14 protein-coding genes and 2 riboswitches are annotated in these 19,112 nt (G+C 66.3%); of the genes, 8 read left to right on the top strand and 6 right to left on the bottom strand.

The window, feature by feature from the left end; genetic code table 11:
• Nucleotides 1–686 precede the first annotated feature (686 nt).
• From HDG34_RS37805 to HDG34_RS37790, 4 genes are all read left to right on the top strand, one after another.
• Nucleotides 687–1,427 carry a response regulator transcription factor gene (locus tag HDG34_RS37805; RefSeq protein ID WP_184068889.1) on the top strand — a complete coding sequence of 247 codons (741 nt, stop codon included), beginning with the start codon at nt 687–689 and terminating at the stop codon, nt 1,425–1,427.
• Complete coding sequence (locus tag HDG34_RS37800) at nt 1,424–2,875, top strand: FecR domain-containing protein (RefSeq protein ID WP_184068886.1); 1,452 nt, start codon at nt 1,424–1,426, stop codon at nt 2,873–2,875. Before HDG34_RS37805 ends, HDG34_RS37800 begins: the two co-directional genes overlap by 4 nt.
• Before the next feature lie 65 nt (nt 2,876–2,940).
• Complete coding sequence (locus HDG34_RS37795; RefSeq protein ID WP_184068883.1) at nt 2,941–5,427, top strand: CHASE2 domain-containing protein; 2,487 nt, start codon at nt 2,941–2,943, stop codon at nt 5,425–5,427.
• Nucleotides 5,428–5,469: 42 nt separating this feature from the next.
• On the top strand, nt 5,470–6,084 hold the full coding sequence (locus tag HDG34_RS37790) for a DUF4136 domain-containing protein (RefSeq protein ID WP_184068880.1): 615 nt from the start codon (nt 5,470–5,472) through the stop codon (nt 6,082–6,084).
• A 36-nt stretch (nt 6,085–6,120) separates the two neighbouring features.
• Here the strand turns inward: HDG34_RS37790 and bluB are convergent, their stop codons facing one another.
• Genes bluB through cobA form a run of 4 tightly spaced genes read right to left on the bottom strand, consistent with a single transcriptional unit; the run spans nt 6,121 to nt 9,969 of the window.
• Nucleotides 6,121–6,780: a 5,6-dimethylbenzimidazole synthase gene (bluB, locus tag HDG34_RS37785; RefSeq protein ID WP_184068877.1), complete on the bottom strand. Its 660-nt coding sequence runs from the start codon at nt 6,778–6,780 to the stop codon at nt 6,121–6,123.
• Entirely contained in the window at nt 6,764–8,116 is a 1,353-nt protein-coding gene (locus HDG34_RS37780; protein ID WP_184068874.1) for a cobyrinate a,c-diamide synthase, read from the bottom strand. The genes bluB and HDG34_RS37780 overlap by 17 nt, the downstream gene beginning before the upstream one ends.
• A gap of 3 nt (nt 8,117–8,119) precedes the next feature.
• Complete coding sequence (gene cobO / locus HDG34_RS37775) at nt 8,120–8,722, bottom strand: cob(I)yrinic acid a,c-diamide adenosyltransferase (protein ID WP_090805916.1); 603 nt, start codon at nt 8,720–8,722, stop codon at nt 8,120–8,122.
• Nucleotides 8,719–9,969, bottom strand: coding sequence for a uroporphyrinogen-III C-methyltransferase (cobA, locus tag HDG34_RS40310; RefSeq protein ID WP_409259758.1), 1,251 nt, complete (start codon nt 9,967–9,969; stop codon nt 8,719–8,721). Before cobA ends, cobO begins: the two co-directional genes overlap by 4 nt.
• 194 nt (nt 9,970–10,163) lie before the next feature.
• A riboswitch (cobalamin riboswitch) is annotated at nt 10,164–10,424 on the bottom strand.
• 80 nt (nt 10,425–10,504) lie between these two features.
• Nucleotides 10,505–10,783: riboswitch (cobalamin riboswitch) on the top strand.
• Nucleotides 10,784–10,984: 201 nt separating this feature from the next.
• Between cobA and cobW the strand changes: the two genes are divergently transcribed.
• Genes cobW through HDG34_RS37750 form a run of 4 tightly spaced genes read left to right on the top strand, consistent with a single transcriptional unit; the run spans nt 10,985 to nt 17,677 of the window.
• Entirely contained in the window at nt 10,985–12,076 is a 1,092-nt protein-coding gene (gene cobW, locus HDG34_RS37765) for a cobalamin biosynthesis protein CobW (RefSeq protein ID WP_311734939.1), read from the top strand.
• Nucleotides 12,077–12,090: 14 nt separating this feature from the next.
• Nucleotides 12,091–15,909: a cobaltochelatase subunit CobN gene (gene cobN, locus HDG34_RS37760; RefSeq protein WP_184068866.1), complete on the top strand. Its 3,819-nt coding sequence runs from the start codon at nt 12,091–12,093 to the stop codon at nt 15,907–15,909.
• A complete protein-coding gene (locus tag HDG34_RS37755) occupies nt 15,906–17,006 on the top strand; it encodes an ATP-binding protein (RefSeq protein WP_184068863.1) in 1,101 nt (366 codons plus the stop codon). Before cobN ends, HDG34_RS37755 begins: the two co-directional genes overlap by 4 nt.
• 56 nt (nt 17,007–17,062) lie before the next feature.
• Nucleotides 17,063–17,677: a VWA domain-containing protein gene (locus tag HDG34_RS37750; protein ID WP_184068861.1), complete on the top strand. Its 615-nt coding sequence runs from the start codon at nt 17,063–17,065 to the stop codon at nt 17,675–17,677.
• A gap of 67 nt (nt 17,678–17,744) precedes the next feature.
• Here HDG34_RS37750 and HDG34_RS37745 read toward each other — a convergent pair whose 3' ends face one another.
• Together HDG34_RS37745 and HDG34_RS38755 are read right to left on the bottom strand one after the other, a co-directional pair.
• Complete coding sequence (locus HDG34_RS37745; RefSeq protein WP_184068858.1) at nt 17,745–18,689, bottom strand: flagellar brake protein; 945 nt, start codon at nt 18,687–18,689, stop codon at nt 17,745–17,747.
• 147 nt (nt 18,690–18,836) lie between these two features.
• Nucleotides 18,837–19,112, bottom strand: a 276-nt coding sequence (locus HDG34_RS38755; RefSeq protein ID WP_221309392.1) for a hypothetical protein, incomplete at its 5' end; no start/stop codon positions are given.

Below are 19,112 nucleotides of genomic sequence, written 5' to 3'. Positions count from 1 at the left end.
GGGCAGCGCCGCATTTTTTTGCCGGCGACCCTAACGCTGCGCATCACCCGCTGACGGCCCGTCTCGCGGCGCGTCATCGCGTCGGCCAACAATGTGAAGCAGTCGAATGCCTCATGCAGAACGAGAGCTTTGAGTCGCTCGCCCGACCAGGCCGACTGCCTCGAATGACAACTCGACCGGGACAAAATCTAACAATGTTTAAACGATTTCTTTTGAGATTATTCTTATACTGAACGCGCAATTGTTAAATAAGAGTACCTGAAAGGAATCTTAAAGCCGATAAGCGAGCATGGTCAAAAAGCCGCTCCAGCAAGGATCTTCCGTCCGCAGTGTCACTTCCTTCCGGCGCCGGCTAGTGGTGGCAGACCAGAAAAACCTGAAAAGCGCGTCAGCCGTTTCTGATTAGGGTTTTTCGCGACGGATTGCCGGTACACGGCAAACGGGAAGAAAGAAGGTTTTCGATTATCATGATCTGCCCTGCATAATCGCTATGGAAATTACATTTATGCGCTGATTTCCGCTTCATGAAAGCAGCGTCATGGCGGGGGACGGCGAGGGACCATTAATCAGAAAGTAACAGCCGGAATTTTTTGGGAAGCCGGATCGGCGGTGCTGCGCCGTCATCCCGGTCGTCAGCCGGTATACCGGCCGTCAGCCATGAAGGCGCTGTTGCGTTGTGGGGTGTTATGAGAATTGCAGTCCTCGATGATGATTCGGCTCAGGCCGACCTTGTATGTCAAACGCTGTCCGCCGCTGGACACGTCTGTCACGCGTATGGCGCAGGGCGCGAACTCGTGCGCCAGTTGCGTCGTCAGACGTTCGATCTGCTCGTGCTCGACTGGAACGTTCCCGACATGTCCGGCGAAGACGTGCTTCGCTGGGTGCGCGAAAGCCTGTCCGAGCGCCTGCCGGTGCTGTTCATGACGAGCCGCGGCCGCGAAACCGACATCACTTCGATTCTGAATACCGGTGCCGACGACTATCTCGTCAAGCCCGTGTCGGGCGCCGTGCTGCTCGCGCGGGTTGGCTCGCTGCTGCGGCGCGCGTATTACCTGAAGCCGCCGGCAACGAGGGAAGTATTCGGCGACTTCGAGTTCGACCTGAGCGTCAAGCACGTCGTGGTCCGCGGCACCCCGGTCTCCGTCACGCAGAAAGAGTTCGAACTCGCGCTGCTGCTGTTCCAGCATATGAGCCGGCCGTTGTCGCGCGCACACATTCTCGACGTGATCTGGAAGCAGGCCACGGACATCCCGTCGCGCACGATGGACACTCATGTGTCGATGTTGCGCAGCAAGCTCGGTCTGCGCCCCGAGCACGGTTATCGGCTCACGCCGATCTACGGCTATGGCTACCGCCTCGAGCGGATCGAAACCGGCACACCACCGGCCGCCGACGACGAACCCACTGAAGAAGCGGGGGAAGCGTGACGGTCTGCGTGGATGGGGCGGCATCGGGCAGCGCCGCCATGCCCGGCCGCCGCGCCGCCGCGTGGCTTGCCGCGGCCTGTCTGATGGCAACGGGCGCGACCGGCTGGAGCGCGCTCGCGCACGCGCAGCCCGCGCGCGGCAAGACCGGAGCGAAGGCCTCGCCGGTCTACGCTTCGTACACGACGCACGAGGGCGACACGCTGTATGACATAGCCGCCCGCTACATGGCCGATCCGACCGACTGGGCGCTGTTGAGCAGCCTCAATCACGTGCCCGCGCCGCGCCGCATGGCGGCCGGCATCGTGCTGCGTTTGCCGTCCCGAAGGCTGCGCCAGGATCGGGACACGGCTCGCGTGGTCGCGACCAGCGGTCCGGTCGAGCACGCGTTCGACTCGAGCCCCTATCTGCCGCTGAAAACCGGTGAAACGCTTGCCGAAGGCGATCGCTTGCGCACCGGCGCGAACGGGTTCGCGACGCTCGAGCTGCCCGGCGGCTCATACGTGACGGTCGCGCAGAACGGCGAACTCAATATCGAGAGACTGCGGCACGTCACGCTGACCGGCGTCGCCGATCGCGTCTTTGAGCTGCGCGCCGGCGAGGTCGAGAGCCAGGTCACGCATGCGAAGCGACGCGATGATCGCTTCCAGATCCGTTCACCTTCGGTGGTCGCCGGAGTGCGCGGCACGCGTTTTCGCGTCGATTACGACGGCGACACGCAAACCACCGCGGTGGCGGTGCTCGACGGCGCGGTCGGCGTCGATCCGGCCACGCAGCATGGCCAGAGCGCCGCGCCGGCGCCAGGCAGGCCGTTGCAGGCGTCCGAGCAGCTGGTCGAGGCAAGCTTCGGCAACGTCACGCACTCGGGCGGCGCGGTCGGCAGTCCGGTCCAGCTGTTGCCCGCACCCGCGCTCGCGCGGCCGGCGCGCGTGCAGGACGGCAAGAGCGTCGCGTTCGACGTCAACCCGGCCGAGCACGCGGTCGGCTATCGGCTGCAGATTTCGCACGACGCCGATCAACTGGACCTGGTGCGAGACCTGCGTGTGAGCGCGCCGCATGCCGACTTCGGCGATCTGCCCGACGGCACGTACTTCGTGCGCGTCGCGTCGACCGATAGCAACGGTCTCGACGGCCTGCCGAACGTGTACGCGTTCGAGCGCCGCCAGCTGGGGCTGGACGCTTCGGCCGCGCAGCGCGCGGGTAGCCGCGACTACGAGTTCCGCTGGTTCGTCAGCCGCAGTAACGTGCCGACCCGTTTCCGCTTCCTGCTCGCGAACACGGCCGAACTGAGCCATCCGGTCATCGATCGCCCCGATCTGCCGGGCGGCGAACTCGTGATCAGCGATCTGCCTCCGGGCGTCTACTACTGGACGATCGTCGCCGAGCAGTTCGACAACGGCCGCTTCTACGAAAAGAGCAGTCCGGTCCACTCCTTTACGCTTGCGCGCTGACGCTGGTAGATTCTCGGGGCCGGCCTGCTGGCCGGTCGTCCTCCCGTTCCCGACTACATCGTCCCGTGCCCGCCACTTCTACGCGAATGAGCCTCGATCCGCGCGCCCGTCTCGGACGGCGGGCGGGCCGGCGCTTTCTGATCGAGTGGGTCAGCGTTGGCTGTCTCGGTCTCGTGGTGATCCTGCTGACGTCGTTCGGGCGCGTCGGCGCCGGCATCGATCTGCTGGTGTACGACCAGTTTCTGAAGCTGCGCGAGCAGCCGCTGCTGTCCGACATCGTCGTCGTCGAGATCGACAACGCGAGCATCGACGCGCTCGGCCGCTGGCCGTGGCCGCGCAGCGTGCACGCGCGGCTGCTCGAGCAGATCGCCGCGGCCAAACCTGCCGCGGTGATCTACGACGTGCTGTTCACCGAACCCAATGTCGACGACGCCCAGCTCGCCCGCGCAATTGCGCTGAGCCCGACCTATCTGCCCGTGCTGCTGACGCCGCCCGATGCGAGCGGCAAGCGCACCGTCGATGAACCCGTCGCGCCGCTCGCGCAGGCTGCTGCCGGGCTCGGTCACATCAATTTCGAAGTGGACCGCGACGGCATCGTGCGCAGCGTCGCGCGCTTCCAGGGCGACGAGCGCTCGCGCTGGCCGCAACTGATGGTGCTCGTCGCCGACGCGGTCGAACACGGCAAGCTGCATCTGCGCGGCGGCCTGCCGCCGCGCTCCTCGAACGAGCCCGCACGCGGCAGCGACGACGGCGGCGAAGAGCGCTTCCTGATTCCGTTCGGCCCGAACGCCGCGAACTACCCAAGGCTCAGTTTCGCCGACGTGCTCGCCGGCAAGGTGCCGGCCGATCAGTTGCGCGGGCGCATCGTCGTGATCGGCGTGACGGCGTCGGGTCTGTACGACCGCTTCGCGACACCGGTATCGGGCGAGCTCGGTCCGCTGCCCGGCGTCTACATCCACGCGAACGTGCTCGACACGCTGCTGAGCGGCCGCGAGATCCAGCCGGTCGCGCTGTGGGTCATGTTCGCGGCGGCGCTCGGGCCGCTCGCCGCGCTGCTCGCCGGCTTCCTCGTGCTGTCGCCGCGCCGCTCGTTGTTGCTGACCGGCGCGCTGGTGCTGCTCGCCGCGACCGGCAGCGCGCTGCTGCTGTACGGCGGCAGGCTGTGGATCTCGCCGGTGCCGGCGATCCTCGGCGTCGTGATCGTCTATCCGATCTGGAACTGGCGACGCCTCGAAATGACGATGGCGTATCTGCGCGGCGAACTGCAGCGTCTCGCCGACGAGCCGCATCTGCTGCCCGAGACGCCGAAGCGCCGCCGCGAGTTCGGCGGCGACGTGCTCGCGCAGCACATGGCGCTGATGGCGCAGGCCGCGCAACGGGTGCAGGACATGAAGCGCTTCGTGTGGGGCAGCCTCGATAGCGTGCCGGAGCCGATTCTCGTCAGCGACGTGGCCGGCGTCGTGCTGATCGCGAATCACGCGGCGAAAGCGCATTTCGCTCGGCTAGGCACGCCGATGCCCGAAGGCCAGCCGATGCAGAGCGTGCTCGGCGGTCTCACGCTCGTGAAGACGATCGACACCGGCGCGGCCACGGACAACGAGCGCAGTCTGTCCGCGCACGCGCACTGGCCGGCGCTCCTCGATCCGACGCGCGGCGAGTTCGCGGCGCTGATGGCGCAGGGCGTCGAGGTGCGCGACGCGAACGAGCGCGACCATCTGCTGCGCTATGCGACCTGCACCAACGCGCAGGGCGAGACGACCGGCTGGATCGCCGGTCTCGTCGACGTGTCGGCGCTCCATGCGGCCGAGCGTCAGCGCGAAGACGCGCTGCGGCTGCTGTCGCACGACATGCGCTCGCCGCAGGCGTCGATCATTGCGCTGGTCGAGATCGAGCGCGCGCGGACCGAGCCTGCGCTCGCGCGCAGCGTGCTGGAGCGCATCGAACGCTACGCGCAACGCGCGCTCACGCTTGCCGACGACTTCGTGCAACTGGCGCGCGCCGAATCGCAGGCCTATGTGCTCGAGCCGCTGAGTCTGACCGAACTCGTCATCGATGCGAGCGACGAGGTCTGGCCGCAGGCGCATGCGAAGCGCATCGCGCTGCATACGGAATCCGCCGACGACGCCGACGACGATCCCTGGATCTGCGCCGACCGCTCGCTGATGACACGCGCGCTCGTCAATATCCTGAACAATGCGGTCAAGTACAGTCCGCCCGACACGCGCATCGTATGCAGCTTCGCTGGCCAGCCGGCGGCAAAGCGCGCGGGCAGCGAGGCGCCGCGCGTGTCGTGCACGATCCGCGACCAGGGCTATGGCATTCCTGAGGAGCAGCAAGCGGGATTGTTCGAGCGCTTTCGCCGTTTTCACGAGGCGGAGCGGCCGGAAGTGGGCGGCGCGGGACTCGGCATGGCGTTCGTCAAAACCGTCGTCACGCGCCACGGTGGCAGCGTCGAAGTCGTCAGCGCGCCCGGCGAGGGGACGGCCTTCACGATCTGGCTGCCCGCGCTCGACGACGCGCCCCTCGACGAATCGATCGCACCGCGCGTCTGATGCGCCTTTGATGTATTCGATGTACTAGAGAGAAAACAAAAAATGGCAAAGATCGCTCACCTCTGTGCCGCGCTGGCCGCGGCGAGCCTCACCGCTTGCGCGGGCCTGAGCGCCGACGTGCACACCGTCTCCGCTAACGGCGCCGACCGCGCGGTTGCGCTGCAAGGCGAGCAGACCTATTCGCTCGCTCGCACGCAGCCGCAGGACGACAGCGCCGATCATCCGCAAGTCGAAAAGCTGTTGCGCGACGAGTTGGCGAAACACGGGTTCGTCGATACGGCGGGCACGCCCGCGCATTATCTGCTGTCGATGGCGTATAGCACGCGGCCGGCGTCGATCGGCATCGGCGGTGAGGATTGCGCGCCCGCCGATTGCGGCGCGGGCAGCGACGGTCCAGGCGCGCTGCTGTTTGGGCGCAAGTATCAGCACGCGCTGACGCTGCGCTTTTTCGACTACGCGAGCGGCGCCGAGCGCTACAAGGTCGGCGCGGTGTTCATGGATCGCGACGCGGACCCGCTGCATGCACTGCCGTTGCTCGTGAAAACCGCGCTCGCGAAGCTGCCGTTCGATGCGCCGGCCGACTGGCGTGTGAAGCTCAGCATCGACAAGACGAGCGGTGTGCCGAACGTCGACTCGATGGAGCCGCTGCAGCGTTAAAACGCAGCCTTGGGTCGCCGGGGCCGCGAGTATCAGTTATTCCTGCGCCGGCTCGTCTTGCGGCCAGCGGTTTTCGAACACGCAATCGGCGAGCGGCAGACGGCTCGCCCAGCGCTCCGTTTCGAGCATCGGCTCGCTATAGAAGGCAGCGACGTGGCCGAGGCACAGAATCGCGACCGGCCGCGCGCCTTCCGGCATCCCCAGTAGCTGGTGCACCGCGTCGACATCGAATAGCGACACCCAACCAAGCCCGAGTCCTTCCGCGCGCGCGGCGAGCCACATGTTCTGGATCGCGCACGCGACCGACGCGAGATCCATCTCCGGCAGCGTGCGGCGGCCGAAGACGTGTCGCTCGCGCCCGTCCATCAACGCGATCACCAGCAGCTCCGCGCATTCGCGCATGCCTTCCACCTTCAGCTTCATGAACTCGTCGCGGCGCTTGCCGAGCGCATCGGCGGTGGCGAGCCGTTCGCGCTCGACGATGTCGCGCAAGCCCGTGCGCAGCGCCGCGTCGGTGATGCGCACGATGCGCCACGGCTGCATGTAGCCGACGCTCGGCGCGTGATGCGCCGCGTCGAGCAGACGCCGCAGCACCGCCGGATCGACCGGATCGGGCACGAAGTGGCGCATGTCGCGGCGTTCGTAAATCGCGCGATAGACCGCAGCGCGCTCGGAGTCGTCAAAAGGCTTCGCCATGAAAGAGGGCGGCCGTGAAAGCCGGGTTGGAGGGCCAGTAAGCGTGCATATAGGTTGCCACAATCGGGCCCACGCGGAACACCGCTTCGCCGGGCGTGTCGCTGTGCGCGCGCGTGGCGAAGCGCTGCGGCGCGAGCGGCGTCGCGAGCTTCGAGTAGTGGAACGTGTGGCCGGTCAGCGTGCCGTGGACGCCATCGATCTGCTGCATGCCGAGCGACGTGAAGCGCGTTTGCATCGTCGCGTGACCGGGTAGCAGGCCCAGCATCGGTGTGCTAGTGCCTTGCGCGTCGGTCAGCGTGTCGAGCAGATAGAGCATGCCGCCGCACTCGGCGACCAGCGGTTTGTCCGCCTCGACGTGCGCGCGGATCGATGCCGCGCTGGTCGCGTTGCCCGCGAGCGTCGCCAGATGCAGCTCGGGATAGCCGCCCGGCAGATAGAGCGCGTGCGTGCCGGCGGGCAACGCTTCGTCGGCAAGCGGCGAGAAATAGCTGAGCCGCGCGCCGAGCGCTTCGAGCAGCGCGACGTTGGCCGGATAGATGAATGAGAACGCGGCGTCGCGCGCGATCGCGATGTGCTTGCCTTCGAGCAGACGCGGCAGCACTTCGGGCGAGGGCACGCCGAAATCGACCGGCGCCGGCAGTTCGGCGAGCGCGGTCGACGCGAGCGTATCCGCCGCGCGTTCCAGGCGCGCTTCGAGATCGTCGATTTCATCGGCCTGGTGTAGGCCGAGGTGGCGGTCGGGCAGCGTGATCTCGTCGCTCGCGGCGAGGTGGCCGCACCAGCGCAACTCGGGCGGCAGTGCTTCCTGCAGCATCTGCGCGTGCCGAGCCGAGCCGACGCGATTCGCGAGCACGCCGTGGAACGGCAGTTGCGGTCTGAAGCGCGCAAGGCCGAACGCGACCGCGCCGAAGGTCTGCGCCATCGCCTGCGCGGAAATCACCGCGAGCACCGGCACGCCGAACGTGGTCGCCAGATCGGCGCTGCTCGGCGTGCCGTCGAACAGGCCCATCACGCCTTCGATCAGGATCAGATCGGCTTCTTGCGCCGCCCGCGCGAGCAGGTTGCGGCATGCGCTTTCGCCGACCATCCACAGATCGAGCGACAGCACCGGCGCGCCGCTCGCGCGCGCGAGGATCATCGGATCGAGAAAATCCGGCCCGGTCTTGAACACGCGCACGCGACGTCCGAGCCGCCGGTGATAGCGCGCGAGACCGGCGGTGATCGTGGTTTTGCCTTGTCCCGACGCGGGCGCGCTGATGAACAGCGCGGGGCACGCCCCGAAGGAAGTCCCCTGGGGGGGCGCCCCGGACGAAGCCCAGTTGGGGGATGCCGACATCGCTCAGAACTCCACGCCGCGCTGCGCCTTCACACCTTGCTCGCGATACGGATGCTTGATCGCGCGCATTTCGGTGACGAGGTCGGCGGCTTCGATCAGCGCGTCCGGCGCATGGCGTCCGGTCACGACGACGTGCAACATCGGCGCACGCGCGTTGATCACCGCGAGCACTTCGTCGAGCGGCAGGTATTCGTACTTCAGCACGGTGTTCAGCTCGTCGAGGATCACCATCTGGTAGTCGCCGCTTTCGATCATCCGCCGCGCTTCGTTCCAGCCTTTGCGCGCGGTCGCCATGTCGGCCTCGCGGTTCTGGGTGTTCCACGTGTAGCCGTCGCCCATCGTGACGAAATCGCATTGCGCGATCGCGCCGAGGAAATCGCGCTCCGACGTATGCAGCGCGCCCTTGATGAACTGCACGACGCCGAGCCGCATGCCGTGGCCGAGCACCCGCACGGCCATGCCGAACGCGGCCGTGCTCTTGCCCTTGCCGGTGCCGGTGTTGACGATCAGCAGGCCTTTTTCGACGGTCGCGCCGGCCTGCTTCTTTTCGTGGCCTTCGCGGCGGCGTTCGGTCATGCGTTGATGCGATTCCGGATCGGTTTTCATCGAGGGTCCTGGTTTTGAGAGGCGGGATAGGATGGGGGCGCGTCGCTAAGGGCAGCGTTGTTCGCCGCTGCGATCGCCACCGTGATGCCGGCGTGCGCGGTCTTGCGTACGATCAGACGCGCGTTTTGCGCGGTTGCGGTGGAGTCCGGCGCCGTTGCCGCCAGCAGCGCGCACGGCTCGCACACACCATCGACACCGAGCTGCGCGTGTGCCGCCGCCGACGGCGACGCGACCGGTACCGCGGCGATCTGCTCGCGGCTGAACAGTTGCAGCGGCAGCTGATGACGTGAGCAGAATTCGAGCAGACCGGCTTCGTTGGCTTTGGTGTCGATCGTCGCGATCGCGCGGATCTGCTCGAAGGCATTCGATCCGAGCGCTGCGCGGACGGCGGCTTCGATCTCAGCGGCTTCGCTGTGCAAGCGGCAACCGATGCCGACGCTCAGCGTTTTGATCGCGCGTCCGAGTCCGTGTCGTGTCGCGCTCGCTGCCAGTTCGTGAGCAACGCGGGCGTCGCGTTTGGCCGCATCACGCGCCAGCGCGAGCGACGCCACACCGCCGATCACGACGATCGCCGGCGAGCCGAGCCCCGCACGCGCCACCGCCTCGGCGAACTCGCGAAGCGGCGCGAGCACATGACGCTGCTCAGGCCGCGTCGCCGACTCGATCGCCGCGCACGGCGTGTCGGCGGACATGCCGGCCGCGAGCAATGCGCGGGCGATCTCGCCGAGCCGGCGCATGCCCATATAGATCACCAGCGTCATGCGCGTCGCGGCGAGCGCGGCCCAGTCCGGTTCGCCACTGCCGCCGGCGCCGTGGCCGGTGACGAACACGACGCCCTGCGCGAGATCACGATGCGTGACCGCGATACCGAGCGCCGCGGGCGCTGCGATGCCGGCCGTGATGCCGTTGATCACGTCGACTTCGATACCCGCGGCCTGTAGCGCCTGCAACTCTTCGCCGCCGCGGCCGAACACGAACGGATCGCCGCCCTTGAGCCGCGCGACGCTGCGCCCCGCGCGCAGATGCCCGAGCATTTGCGCGACGATGTCGGCTTGCGGCGTCGACGGATGGCCGCCGCGCTTGCCGACGTACACGACTTGCGCGTCGGTGCGCGCAAACTGCAGCACGTCGGGATTCACCAGATCGTCGACGAGCACGACATCGGCCTGCGCGAGCGCACGGGTGGCCTTCAGCGTGATCAGTTCGACGTCGCCGGGACCGGCGCCGATCAGCCAGGCGCGCGTCATCGCGGCGTGCATGGCGCGCGCCATGCGGTGATGGAAGAAGAGACGCGGCGTGCGACAGCGCGCGCGGCGGTGAATATAGAGGTCATGCGGAACTGCGAATCCGGGCACGCGCGATGCCGCGCTGCTACGCCTTCACATCCGTTCCCCGCGGATTCCGGCGGCCGGCGGCGCCACGTGATGCACGGATGCAATGCGGCACCGCCTCCGCGTCTGGCCGGTATCCGGGCTGGCGGCCTCATGCGCTTCGCCTTCCCGTCCCGGTTTGTGGATTCGCGGGACAGTGGCATCAAAAAACGCATGCGCGGCACGTCGGAATCGAAGGCGAATCGAATCGCGCGCCGCAGGTCGCTTACCGTTGCGGGGACAGCACAGGTTGAACGCGCGAGGCGCTGCCTGTTTCCCGTTTAACTGCACACGCGAGCGCATGTGCGGGCACCAAACGCGCGCATACGATAGCACATGGCGCCTTGCCGGATAAGCCTCGGCGGCGCTTTCCGGCTCGCTGCGTTGCTTGACTGCGCAAGGCCGCGGGCCTACACTCGCACGCACTTTGGGTGCTCGCATGCGCGCTCGTGCACATGCAGTTAAACGGGAAACAGGGAGCCACCTGCTCTGGAGCGGCTAACCTGTGCTGTCCCCGCAACGGTAAGCGAAAAGCGGTTCCGGCTTGATAGCCGGGCACCGCAGTGCCGGCTTCGATGTCCTCGCGCAAGCTCGCGTGGACATTTCACCACTGGACGAGAAACCACTCGGCCGGGAAGGGGAAGCGGCGCTTTCGCCAGCCCGGATACCGGCCCAACGAAGCAGAACGACCGCCGCGGGGATGCGGCGGCGCGTTCATGACCTCAGTTCCGCTTTCTGTATTTCCGTTGTCGCGGCCATGCCGTCGTTCGTCCCCGTGTCTGGTGATCGCTGGTACTGCTGCGCGTGCTTCATTCGCTCCATTCGCCAGCCGACGCGGACCCACGCGCGGACTTTCCGGCATACCGATCAACGCCAAGGGATGGACCTCACGATGCAAACTCAATTGCGCAAGATCCCCGTCACGATCGTCACGGGCTTTCTCGGCAGCGGCAAAACCACGCTGCTGCGGCACATTCTTCAGCATGCGGGCGGCAAGCGCATTGCGGTGATCGTCAACGAGTTCGGCGAGCTCGGCATCGACGGCGAAATCCTCAGGGGCTGCGGCATCGGTTGCGATGAAAACGGCGTCGAGACCGAAGGGCAATTGTATGAACTCGCGAACGGTTGTTTGTGCTGCACCGTGCAGGAAGAATTTTTCCCGGTGATGGAAAAGCTCGCGGAGCGCCGCGATGAACTCGATCACGTGCTGATCGAAACGTCGGGCCTGGCGTTGCCGAAGCCGCTCGTGCAGGCGTTCAACTGGCCGCAGATCCGCAATGGCTTCACGGTCGACGCGGTGGTGACGGTGGTGGACGGCCCGGCCGCCGCGAGCGGCCAGTTCGCCGATAACCCGCTCGCCGTCGATGCGCAACGCAAGGCCGATCCGAATCTCGATCACGAGTCGCCGCTGCACGAGCTGTTCGAAGACCAGTTGTCGGCGGCCGATCTGGTGATTCTGAACAAGACCGATCTGATCGACGACGCGCGGCAGCACGAGGTCGAAGCCGCGATCCGCGCGGAGATTGCGCCGCAGGTGAAGATCGTACGTGCGCAGCGGGGGCGGCTCGACCTGCATACGCTGCTGGGCCTCGAAGCGGCGTCGGAAGAGACGATCCACCTGCGTCATGACCACCACGGTTCCGCCGACGACCCCAATCACCACCACGATGAATTCGATTCGGTCGTCGTGCAGGCATCCGTACCGTCGCGCGACGCGGCGCTCGCCGCCTTGCAGGCGCTCGTCGAAACCCACACGATTTACCGTGTCAAAGGCTTCGCGGCACTGCAGGGCGCGGCGATGCGTCTCGTGATCCAGGGCGTGGGCCGGCGCTTCGACAGCTACTTCGACCGGCGCTGGCAAGCGGGTGAAAATGGCGACGGCGCGTTGAGCCGCTTCGTGCTGATCGGCGCAGACCTCGACCAACACGCGCTGCAACAGGCGTTCGACGCGGCGCTCGGCGCGACGTCGAACGCGACGGCATAAACGGGCGCACCAGCATGCATCTGCTGCGCACGACGCCGGGCGGCTTCGTCGACGATACGCAGGGCGTGATCCGCATCGATCAGCAGCCCGCCGAGATCGTCGTGCTCAGTTCCGCCGACACCACGCTGTCGCTGCTCGCGAGCGTAGTGCCGCGTCTCGGCGACGGCTTTCCGAGCGTGCGGCTCGCGAACGTCACGTATCTGCGTCAGCCTGCCTCGGTCGATTTCTATCTGGACGACGTGTTGCAGCATGCGCGCGTGGTCGTCGTCGATCATCTCGGCGGCGAAACGTATTGGCCGTACGGCATCGAGCAGGTGGTCGCGCTCGCGCAGCGCAAACAGCAAACACTCGCGATGTTTTCCGGCGATCTGCAGGAAGACCCGAACCTGCTCGCGCGCAGCACCGCGAGCGCCGGGTTGTGTCAGCAGCTGTGGCGCTATCTGCGCGAGGGCGGTCCGCAGAACGCCGAGGCGTTTTTGCGCTGCATCGCGTATCGCGCGCTCGACTGGGGGCGCGAACCCGATCCGCCGCGCGCGTTGCCGGCCGCGTCGCTGTATCACCCCGAGCGCGATACCCCCATCGTCGCCGACTGGCAGGCGCGTTGGCGGCAAGACGCGCCGGTCGTCGCGATTCTGTTCTACAAGGCGCATCTGCAGGCCGCCAATACCGCCGTGTTCGATGCGCTGATCGACGCGCTCGAAGCGCAAGGGCTCAATCCGCTGCCGCTCGCGATCACGTCGCTGAAGGATGCGGTGAGCCGCGATGTCGTGCAGTCGCTGTGCGCGCAACATGGTGTCGCGCTCGTGCTGAACACGACTGCGTTCGCCGCTTCCGCGATCGACGACCCGGAGCCGCTCGCGCTCGCCGGCGACGCGCCGGTGTTTCAGGTGATCCTGAGCGGCGGCAATCGCGAAGACTGGCTGAAGGACAACCACGGCCTCAATTCGCGCGACATCGCGATGCATATCGCGCTGCCCGAAGTGGACGGGCGCATCATCACGCGCGCGATCAGCTTCAAGGGGCTCGCGTATCGCTGTGCGCATACGCAGGTCGACGTGGTCCGCTATCAGCCCGACCTCGAACGGGTGCGCTTTCTCGCCGAGCTGAGCCGGCGCTGGTGCCGTTTGCGTTCGCTCGATAACGCCGACAAGAAAGTCGCGTTGATTCTCGCCAACTATCCGATGAGCGAAGGGCGCATCGGCAATGGCGTCGGGCTCGATACGCCGGCGTCGGTGGTCGGCATTCTGTCGATGCTGCGCGATGAAGGTTATCGTGTCGGCGAACTACCCGAAAACGGCGACGCGTTGTTGAACAGGCTGACCGAAGGCGTGACCAACGATCCGGTCGTACGCGATCTGCGTCCGGCCCTGCAAAGCCTCGCACTCGACGACTATCTCGCGCATTTCAACGCGTTGCCGGCGAGCGTGCGCGACGCGTTGAACGCGCGCTGGGGCAAGCCCGAGCAGGACCCCACGCTACGGCGCGGCCGCTTCATGATCGCCGGCTGGCGCTGCGGCCAGGTGTTCGTCGGCATTCAGCCTGCGCGTTCGCGCGAGCACGGCGACTACGCGAGCTATCACGATGCGGAGCTCGTACCGCCGCACGCATACCTCGCGTTCTATTTCTGGCTGCGCCATCAGTTCGGCATCGACGCGGTCGTGCACGTCGGCAAGCACGGCAACCTGGAATGGCTGCCGGGCAAAAGCGTCGCCTTGAGCGACGCGTGCTGGCCCGATCTGATTCTCGGACCGATGCCGCATCTGTATCCGTTCATCGTCAACGATCCGGGCGAGGGCAGCCAGGCGAAGCGGCGCGCGCAGGCGGTGATCATCGATCATCTGATGCCACCGCTTACACGCGCCGAAAACTATGGGCCGCTGCAGGACCTCGAACGCCAGGTCGACGAATACTACGAAGCATTAATGGTCGATTCGCGTCGCGCGAAGCTCTTGCGTCGCACGATTCTGACGACGATCGTCGAGCATCGGCTGCACGAAGAGCTGAGTCTCGCGGCGCCGAACCGACAGGACGATGAAGACGCGCTGCTCACACGCGTCGATGCGTGGCTGTGCGAGCTGAAGGAAGCGCAGATTCGCGATGGCCTGCATACGTTCGGACAGTCGCCGCGCGGCGTGCAGCGGCGCGACACGCTGCTCGCGCTCGGGCGCTTTCCGGTCGGCGATGGGCGGGCCGGCAAGGCGGGGCTCGTCGACGCGCTGGCGCGCGATCTGCGCATCGATCATCGGTTCGACCCGTTGACGGTGGATTGGGCCGCCGCATGGGACGGCCCGCGACCCGAGGTATTGCAGCGGGTCAGCGATGCGCCGTGGCGACATTACGGCGATACGCGCGAGCGGTTGGAATTGCTCGCGGGCGAGCTGTTGCGCGGCGTCTGCGATGTCGATTGCGATGATGCGGATCGTTCGCAGGCCGTCCCCGTAGCCGACGAAAGTCTGCCGCAAGCGGCACAGGTGATCGCACGCCTGCGCGACGACGTGCTGCCGCGTCTCGACGCCTGCGGCCCGCAGGAAATGACGCAGCTAAAGCGCGGCCTCGAAGGACGTTTCGTGCCGCCAGGTCCGAGCGGTTCGCCGTCGCGCGGTCGGCCCGACGTGCTGCCAACCGGCCGCAACTTCTATTCGGTCGACACGCGCGCGGTGCCGACGCAAGCCGCGTGGGCACTCGGCCTGAAATCGGCGCAGCAACTGATCGAGCGGCATCTGCAGGAGCACGGCGATTATCCCCGCGCGATCGGCCTGTCGGTCTGGGGCACCGCGACGATGCGCACCGGCGGCGACGATATCGCGCAGGCGCTCGCGCTGCTCGGCGTGCGGCCGAAATGGGCGCCGGGCAGCCACCGTGTGACGGACTTCGAGATCATGCCGATCGACGCGTTCGATCGGCCGCGTATCGACGTCACGTTGCGCGTATCCGGTTTCTTTCGCGATGCGTTCGCGAACGTGATGCATCTGTTCGATGCGGCCGTGCAAGCGGTTGCCGAACTCGACGAGCCCGCGGAGCTGAATCCGATTCGCGCGCGCGTGCAGCGCGAACGCGATGCGTTGATCGCGCGCGGCATGGACCCGGTCGAAGCGCGCAAGCGCGCCGGCTGGCGCGTGTTCAGCGCGCGGCCGGGCACGTACGGCGCGGGTCTGCAGCAGATGATCGACTCGCGCCAATGGCAGACCGACGCCGATCTCGCGAACGCGTATCAGGCATGGGGCGGATATGCGTACGCGCAGAAGAGCGCGGGCGAGGAGGCGCATCAAGCGTTTGGCACGCGCCTCGCAGTGATGGACCTCGTGCTGCAGAACCAGGACAACCGCGAGCACGACGTGCTCGATTCGAACGACTACTACCAGTTTCAGGGCGGCATGGTCGCGGCGGTGCGGCATCTGGCAGGTCGGCAGCCGCGCGTCTATCACGCGGATCACAGCAATCCGGCCGCGCCGCGCGTGCGGACGTTGCAGGAGGAGATCGCGCGCGTGATCCGCTCGCGCGTGGTCAATCCGAAATGGCTCGACGGCGTGAAGCGCCACGGCTACAAGGGCGCGGCCGAGATCGCCGCGACCGTCGATTATCTGTATGGCTACGACGCGACCGCGCGCGTGATCGCAGATCATCAATACGCGCTCGTCGCCGATGCTTATCTGAATGACGCCGATACGCGCGCGTTCATGCAACGGCACAATCCGCATGCGCTGCATTCGATCTGCGAGCGTTTGCTCGAGGCGATGCAGCGGGGGCTGTGGCAGCAGCCGGGTGACTATCGCGCGCAGGTGGAAACGCATCTGCTTGCGAGCGAACAGCAGATCGAAGGAAGACAAACATGAATGGAGCGATGCGAGGAGCGGGCGACGCAGGTAGCTCCGCCTGTGTATCGGGTACGGCGGCGCGGCCCGTTTTTCCGTTTGCGGCGCTGATCGGCCAGGCCTCGTTGCAGCAGGCGCTGGTGCTCGCGGCGATCGACCCGGGCTTGGGCGGCGTATTGATCAGCGGACCGCGTGGCACCGCGAAGTCGACTGCCGCGCGCGCGCTTGCGGAACTGCTGCCGGAGGGAGAGCTCGTGAATCTGCCGCTTGGCGCGAGCGAGGATCGTCTGATCGGCACGCTCGATATCGAAAGCGTGCTGCGCGACGGCTCGGTGCGCTTCTCGCCGGGGCTGCTCGCGAAGGCGCATCGCGGCGTGCTGTACGTCGACGAAGTCAATCTGCTGCCCGATGCGCTCGTCGATGCGTTGCTCGATGCGGCGGCGAGCGGCGTGAATACCGTCGAACGCGATGGCGTGTCGCATAGTCATGACGCGAGCTTCGTGCTGATCGGCACGATGAATCCCGAAGAGGGCGAGTTGCGGCCGCAATTGATCGACCGCTTCGGTCTGATGGTGGAGTTGCAGAACGCGTTCGAGCCGCAGGTGCGGCAGGCGATCGTCAAAGCGCGGTTCGCGTTCGATCTCGATCCCGCTGGGTTTCGTACCGTTTACGCGGAGCAGCAGGCTTCATACGTGCAGCGAATTCGCTCGGCGCGTGCGGCGCTGCCGCTGCTGTCGTTCGATGACGCCGTCCATGCGCGCGTGAGCGCGCTATGCATCGACGCGGCCGTCGACGGTTTGCGCGCCGACCTCGTGATGCTGCGCGCGGCGCGCGCGCTGGCCGCATTCGAACGGGCAGGTGCGGTGACGGTGCGGCATGTGGAGCGCGTTGCCGATCCGGTGCTGCTTCATCGGCGGCGTCAGCATGATTCGCAACATGCGAATCAGCGCCGGCCAGAAAGCGCGGCGCCGGCACGGGACGTCGCTGCGGGTGCGTCTGGCGATACGGCTGCATCCACGACACCTTCCGCCGACTCCGACTGGGGCTACCTGCCGCCCGAGCCGGCGGCGGCTTTGCCTGTCAAAGGCGTCATTGCGCTCGACGCAAAAAAACGCTGAGCCATCGGAAAGGCGCCGCCGCTGACTCGCGCAGCGGTTTTCGATGGCGACGAGGCGTGGGGGCGGATTCGCGCGACACGTCGCGCGGCGAACCGGGCAGGCGCATTGCATGGCCACCGACGCTCGCCGCGATGCGCGAGCACACGCTGCGTCGTGAGCATCTGCGCTTCGTACGGGAAGTGCCGCGTGGCGGTGTGCTGCATTGTTTCGTGCTCGATTGCTCCGGGTCGATGCTGGCGGGCCAACGCCTCGCGTTGGCGAAGGGTCTACTGACTGCCTTGTTCGACCGTGCGAGTGCGATGCGCGCCGAGGCTGCGCTGATCTGCTTCGGCGGTGCGGGAGCGGATGTGCGCTTCGGCCCGGCCGTGCCGCGCTGGTGGAACGAGCGATGGCTCGCGCCTGTGGGCGGAGGCGGCGGTTCGCCGCTCGCGTCGGCCGTGCGCCGCGCCGCGCAACTGCTCGAACGCTGCGCGCGGCGACGGCCGGCCCAGCAGCGCTGGTTATGGATTCTGACCGACGGCCGCACGAGCGACGAACCCGCGCGGCCGGCCGACGTCGATGAAGTCATGTTCGTCGATTTCGAGCGTGGTGCGATACGGCTCGGTCGTTGCGAGGTGCTCGCCAATGCCTGGGGAGCGCGGCGGTTGACGCCGGAAGAGTTGCTCGGCTGATCGATGTGTGCGCAGCGAGGTCGACGCTGCTGTGTCCGCACGCGCGTTGCTTTTGTGGCCGTACCGCTTATTTCAGTCCGTTGGACCAGTGCTGCACATCCTCCTGACGATCGAACACGAACACCTTCATCGCCATCTGTTGAACGGAATCGAGTTGATCCAGTTCTAGCCCATGCATGGACGGCTCGCCAGGCGTTTTGCCCTTCTGAACGTTGCGGATCACCGCCGTCGTCTCGATCTGTGAATCGTATTCGGCCGACTTCAGCCGGAACGCGATGCGCAGCCGCTCGCCGACTTCGCCCAGTGTCCATGACGCACTCAACGACATGCCGAGCGCGCTGATGCCCTTGGCGAGTCCAAGGCCTTCGTAAGTGTCACCGCTCCCACCGATGCCAAACCGCACGGGCAGGTGCGCATGGACGCGGATCGATTTGCGCTCACGGAGCCGGCGGACCATACCGGGCCTCGACAACACGGCATAGTCGAACGGCACGCGGCAGACCGCTTCGACCGTGCAGACGAAACGGAACACGGCCTGACTCGCGATCGCGACGACCTCGACGTTCTCGCCGGGCGTGAGCGGCAGCGGTTGGCCCTGCAGCATCGGCGGCGTGACGAACAGCGCATGATTCGGCGCGAAACCGATGATGCCGCAAGGTTGCATCGGCGCGCCGCTGCCGGGTTGCGAACGCATGCCGATCAATGTGCCGATCTCGAGGTGCATGTCCTTCAGCGTCAACTCACCGGCGTGGTCAGGCTGGGCGGTTGGCGCCGGCGGTTGTTGTGCGCCGAGGTCGAACAGGTCGCCGCGTTGCGGGCGGAAGTGTTGAAACAGAAAGGCGCGCTCGTCGGTGGTCGCGAGCGTCGTCGCGCTTGCGAAGAGCAGCGTGCCGTCGGCATCGACGATCGGCCATGGGAGCGGTGTGCCTACCGGCACCGTATCAGGCTCGAGCATCGGGGATGCCGCGGCGGGCTGGGTGTCCTCGACGTGTGCGTCGACGAGATTGTCCATAGTCGGCAGCTAATTTAAGTGGCGGGATGATCTGATTGACGGCGGGGAAGGGTAGAACTTTAATTTGGGGAGCGGTGGTGAGTTCGAGCCGTGCTCGGACTACTTTGTTTTGTCGGTATCAGGACTTCGGCGGGTTGAATTGGATGACTAACTATTTTCGCTGATTTCTTGGTCTGGCCAGAGTTGACTCCTTTGAGGGCTGGCGGCAATGCGATGGAGATGGCAGTCTTTGCTCTCAAAATAAATTGTGAGAAGGGTATTGACGTGTTGTTGACCGCTCTCCATAATCTCGCTTCTCTGCTGCAGACGCAGCGACGCAAACGAAGCGGTGCCGGGTAGTGGTGGTTCAGGCGCGGCGGGTTTGGCGGACCGATCTTTAAAAACTAACAGTCGATAAGTGTGGGCGCTTGATGCGGAATGCGG

The sequence above is a fragment of the Paraburkholderia sp. HC6.4b genome (assembly GCF_014200875.1).
Classification (GTDB): Bacteria; Pseudomonadota; Gammaproteobacteria; order Burkholderiales; family Burkholderiaceae; genus Paraburkholderia; species Paraburkholderia tuberum.
This window is presented reverse-complemented; position numbering and strand designations above follow the sequence as displayed.